Source organism: Terriglobales bacterium (assembly GCA_035764005.1).
Taxonomy (GTDB): Bacteria; Acidobacteriota; Terriglobia; order Terriglobales; family Acidobacteriaceae; genus Gp1-AA112.
In genome coordinates this window covers 1-4,145 of sequence record DASTZZ010000118.1, presented here as the reverse complement: position 1 = coordinate 4,145, position 4,145 = coordinate 1, and the positions used below count along the sequence as shown (strand labels likewise).

The 4,145-nt window shown below is 57.7% G+C and carries 4 protein-coding genes; 3 read left to right on the top strand and 1 reads right to left on the bottom strand.

Translation table 11 applies throughout. The annotated features are described in order from the left end of the window. The coding region (locus VFU50_19950; GenBank protein HEU5235142.1) for a hypothetical protein at window positions 1-396 on the bottom strand (396 nt) is incomplete at its 3' end. 688 nt (window positions 397-1,084) lie between these two features. Between VFU50_19950 and VFU50_19945 the strand changes: the two genes are divergently transcribed. From VFU50_19945 to VFU50_19935, 3 genes are read left to right on the top strand one after another with little or no spacing between them, the layout of a single operon-like run. Beyond that, entirely contained in the window at window positions 1,085-1,444 is a 360-nt protein-coding gene (locus tag VFU50_19945; protein HEU5235141.1) for a PadR family transcriptional regulator, read from the top strand. Between the two features lies 1 nt (window position 1,445). Then, window positions 1,446-2,045, top strand: coding sequence for a permease prefix domain 1-containing protein (locus tag VFU50_19940; protein ID HEU5235140.1), 600 nt, complete (start codon window positions 1,446-1,448; stop codon window positions 2,043-2,045). Further along, window positions 1,973-4,087 carry an ABC transporter permease gene (locus VFU50_19935; GenBank protein ID HEU5235139.1) on the top strand — a complete coding sequence of 705 codons (2,115 nt, stop codon included), beginning with the start codon at window positions 1,973-1,975 and terminating at the stop codon, window positions 4,085-4,087. The genes VFU50_19940 and VFU50_19935 overlap by 73 nt, the downstream gene beginning before the upstream one ends. Window positions 4,088-4,145: the final 58 nt, after the last annotated feature.

Sequence of the window (4,145 nt, the reverse complement as noted above, 5' to 3'; positions counted from 1 at the left end):
ACCGCAAAGCAGAATCTTCCGCAATGGACTGAGCCCATAACTCCTCAACAGTTCTCCTCTGCGTTGCTCAGTCATGATCCGTTCGAGCGAACTCCGGACAGGATCGTTCACGATCATCTCGCTCAAAGAGACCGTGGGCTCAAAAAGCTCTATAAGTAAAGTACCCTTCTCCTTGTCGCGCGGCAGGTCAACACCGGATCGACGAAGGATTGTGAGAGTTTCGGCCTTGGCTGCTGTGGTGCTATTGCTGAAAATCCGCTCTAAGTCATCGGCGAGTTGATGATGCCGTTTGCGGCGTTCTTCGCTAATGTATTCACCTAAAGTCGCGCTAAACTGCCGGGCGTCGCCTTGTGCGTGTGCCATGACAAGCTTGCGTATCGCATTAGTAGCGGTCATGGTTTGGTCCCTCGTGCTTCGTTGTTTGGAAGGCATGTATCGCTCCAGCTTAGCAGCGAGCCGAACGTCGCTGTGATTGCAGCATAAGCAGCGCAGATTCAGCCAGATAAAAAGCTGGGCAGGTCGCGAGCAGCGTCGAATGGGAATCATTGGGATTATGCTCGGGCGCTGTACGCCACAACAGATCGATAAGGCTGAAGCCCTCGTCCCTGCTTGACAGGAGTCAAAAGTCAGCCCCAGTCGTCACTCCTATTTCCAGCCCATGCCTTTCAGTTCGACCAGCATGCTGCGAAGCGCCAGAGCAATCTGCTTCTCGTACTCATCATCGACCAGATCTTCTTCGTCTTCGTCATCCTCGTGATCGAGAAGGGCATGAGCTCCCTTTCAGGAGAGAACGCAGAGAGGCTTTCTCGCCCGCCAAAAATGCGGGCGCGGCTTCCGCTCTCCATCCCTGCGGACCAGTTCCGAGACTGTTACGAAACTCTTTGCTCAAACCCATCTCGTCGCTGGTCCAACTTCCGGTTTGGCGACCAACCGGGCAGAATTCAAAACGCACGGCAAGGAGGCTCATCTCAATAAGTGACTTGCCCTGAAGTCGTCATTTGATGACGGGAATTGATTTCCGTGCTCTTGACAGCCAATAGTCGAATGTCTACCATCGCTCTCCATCGAGAGTTGAACGTCTTCTATGACTAAAAAGCAGGCACAACAACGGGCGAATCTGCTGCAGGGCACGTTGGACATGCTGGTCTTGCGAACGCTTCTTTATGGGCCGGCACATGGCCATCAGATTGGCAAACATATTCAGCGGACCACGAACGATTTCCTGCAGACGCAGCATGGCTCTCTCTATCCGGCACTCCATCGCTTAGAGGAGCGAGGCTGGGTCACTTCGAAATGGGAGATGGCTCCAGATCGCAACCGGGAGTTCAAGTATTACCGGCTCACGGGAGTCGGCAGAAAACAGCTTGTTGTCGAGGAATCGCAATGGAAGCAGATGGCGGAAGCTGTGGCGCGAGTTATGTGGCCTGCCGCTGAAGAGAGCTGAGATGAGATGGTGGCAGAGCTGGAAAGGAACCGCGAAACGGGATGCTGACCTCGAGCGGGAGCTTCTCTCCGACCTGGAATTGGAAGAGGAAGAGCAGCGGGAGCGTGGGCTGTCTGTGAAAGAGGCTCGTTCTGCAGCACAGCGCGCCTTCGGCAACACGACGCTGATTCGCGAGCAGACGCGCGCGGCCTGGAGCCGGGTCTGGTTGGAGCAGATGGTGCGCGACGTGAAATATGGCACGCGTACGCTACTGCGCTCGCCCGAATTTGCTATCGTCTCCGTGCTGGTGATGGCGCTGGGCATCGGCGCGACTACATCGCTCTTCACCATGGTGCGTGCAGTGCTGTTGCGGCCGTTGCCGTTTCGCGATTCGAGCAAACTGGTAATGCTCTATGAGCATTATCGCCAGAACAAAGGCGGCGACGGATTCGATGCAGTTGCGCCAGGCGACTATCGCGACTGGCGCAGCCAGACTCACGGCTTTGAAGACATGGCGGCGATGCGCGGCATGGAGGCATCCTCTCCGGTGTGCATTCCGAACTGCCAGAAGTCGTGCAGAGCGCGGGCGGCTCGGCCAATCTCTTTCCACTTCTCGGTGTAACTCCCGCCTTTGGCCGCATCTTCACAGAGGCCGAAGATCAGCCGAAAGGCGAGCCTGTGGTCCTGCTTACCTGGAGTCTGTTTCAGCGCCGTTTTGCCGGGAATCCTTCCATCATCGGCAAACAGATTCATCTGGACACCATCCCGACTACTGTCGTTGGTGTACTACCCAGCTGGTATACCTATCCGGACGCGCGGATCCAATACTGGATGCCCTACGCGCAGACTTTTTCCGAGAGCGACTACGGCATACATGATGGGCACCAGAGCGAGGTGGTAGCGCGGCTGAAGCCGGATGTGAGCGTAGAAGCGGCGACGCAAGAGGTGAGCGCGGTGCAGTACCGGATCCATCTTGCCAATGCTTCCAAGCCCGTCGCCGAAGATGTCTGGTCCCGGCCGATGATCGACGACCTGGTGAGGGGAGTGCGAACACAGCTGCTGGTACTGCTGTGCGCGGTTGGCTGCATGCTGTTGATCGCCTGCCTCAATGTCTCGAACTTGCTGGTGGCGCGGGCTGCATCGCGTCGCAAGGAGGTCGCCATCCGTGGATCACTTGGCGGTAGCCGGCTTGCTTTAATTCGCGAGCAGATAACGGAAAGCCTACTGATCTGCGTGTTCGGCGGCGGACTTGGCCTGCTGCTGTCGCTCGCGTCAACGCAATGGCTAGCGGCGCACTGGCGCAATCTGCCTCGTGCCGATTCAGTTCACGTCGATGGATGGGTTTTCGCTTTTGCCGCAGGTCTGGTACTGGCGACGGGACTGCTGGCAGGTCTTGTACCGGCGATATCTTCCACTGGCAAAGGGCTGCTCTCGGCGCTATGGGAATCTTCACGATCCGTCGGCGGGAGCGCCTCGCGAGCACGATTGCGCAAGACGATGCTCACATTCGAGATCGCGCTTACGGTCATGTTGCTGGTCTCAGCCGGGCTGCTTTTCAAGAGCTTTCTGCGCCTGCGCATGGCGGATCTGGGCTGCCGCATCGATCACGTAATCACCATGAAATTTGGACTGCCAGAAATCCAATACGATGCCCGCGACAAAGTGGTGCGCTTTCATCAGTCGCTCCTCGATCGGGTGCGCCGGCTACCCGGCGTTCGCGGTGCGGCGCTCGTCTCGGTTGCGCCCGGAACAGGACCCCAGGGAGACAGAGTTTTCACTATTCTTGAGCGGCCTGCACCCAGTTACAGCCTGCAGTACGACGCCATGACCCTTACCGCCGATCCGCAGTACTTCAGCGTCATGCAGATTCCCCTGCTGCGCGGCCGGGTCTTCACTGACCACGAGCGGCTCGACAATACCCATTACGTCGTTGTCAGCAAGCAATTCGTGGATCAGTTTTTCTCGGGCGACGACCCCATTGGCAAACACGTCCGCTCCGGTTGGGATACCAATGTGGAAAACTACGAGATCATCGGCGAAGTTGGCGACACGGTCTACGACGTCACCAAGCCAGTCGCGGCCACCATGTACTTTCCCATCCTCTCCGGCATTCCCGATCGCACCAGCGAGGCTACCATCGTAGCCTGGACCTCAGTCGATCCGCTGGCAATGTCGACTCAGATCCAGCAACAAATCTCCGCGCTCGAACCGGAGCTGCCGGTCTACAATGCGCTGACCATGGACCAGATTCTCGGCAAGACCACGGCCAGCCAGGGTTTCGCGGCAAATCTGGTCTTAGCCTTCGCCAGCTTGTCACTCCTCTTAGCCGCAGTAGGCCTGTATGGAGTGCTCTCCTACTTGGTCACGCAGCGGGTGTCCGAAATCGGCATCCGCGTCGCGCTGGGCGCGCAGCGCGAACAGATCCTGAGTCTTATCTTGTTTGACCGGCTGCGGCCGGCGTTCCTCGGGCTGATTCTCGGTCTGACAGCCAGTGGAGGCGCAACGCAGCTTATCCGGTCGATGCTTTACGGAACCGAGCCGACTGATCCGGCCGTGATCGGCGCCGTGATTCTCACTCTACTGTTGATCGCCTCGATCGCCTGCATCTTTCCCGCCTGGCGCGCTTCGCGGCTTGATCCGATGCAAGCATTGCGGACGGAATAGGGTCGACGTTCTGGGAATTTCGCTTCAATTGACGCATTATCGCCAATGCACTCATCGA

What these genes read in the sequence shown, in the direction of transcription:
- VFU50_19945 (HEU5235141.1), top strand. Translation starts at nt 1,085, where the DNA reads ATGACTAAAAAGCAGGCACAACAACGGGCGAATCTGCTGCAGGGCACG.
- VFU50_19940 (HEU5235140.1), top strand. Translation starts at nt 1,446, where the DNA reads ATGAGATGGTGGCAGAGCTGGAAAGGAACCGCGAAACGGGATGCTGAC.